The organism is Phormidesmis priestleyi BC1401 (assembly GCF_001650195.1).
Classification (GTDB): domain Bacteria; phylum Cyanobacteriota; class Cyanobacteriia; order Leptolyngbyales; family Leptolyngbyaceae; genus Phormidesmis_A; species Phormidesmis_A priestleyi_B.
The window spans coordinates 1-410 of sequence record NZ_LXYR01000202.1 but is presented as its reverse complement, the minus strand read 5'-3'; the positions used below and the strand labels follow the sequence as shown (position 1 = coordinate 410).

1 protein-coding gene is annotated in these 410 nt (G+C 55.9%); it reads right to left on the bottom strand.

Annotated elements, in window-relative coordinates; genetic code table 11:
* A partial coding sequence (locus tag A8707_RS26445) for a DUF1345 domain-containing protein (RefSeq protein WP_231948497.1) occupies positions 1 to 314 on the bottom strand: 314 nt, incomplete at its 3' end.
* Positions 315 to 410: the final 96 nt, after the last annotated feature.

Sequence of the window (410 nt, the reverse complement as noted above, 5' to 3'; positions counted from 1 at the left end):
GGGCACTCGGCTAGAGTCTTGCCTTCCTGATAATAGAGGCGCGCATAGTGGGACGCAAAGATGGTGTGAACCAGCAGCCAGGAACCTACAATCGTTAGTCCTGAGAGTGTAACATGCAGCAGCACTAGACTATCTGAAGCCCCTTTCGTGTTCTGTAACAGGAAGACAATCGCCAAGATGCTGATACAGGCAGCAGCGGTAATCAGGCTCAGTAGCACCCACCGCCCCGCATCCTGGCGCTGCGCATTTTTATGCATGATCTCAGGAGTTGCTGACAACATCAGCCCCCAGGTCCAGGCTAAGAAGCAGAGCATGCCAGCGTCCCAAAGACAGAGTAGCCGTGTCGCCCAGTGCAGCCGTGTCGGTAGTAGGAGCGCAACGAGACCAGCGAAGGCAAGCAGCCCAAAGCG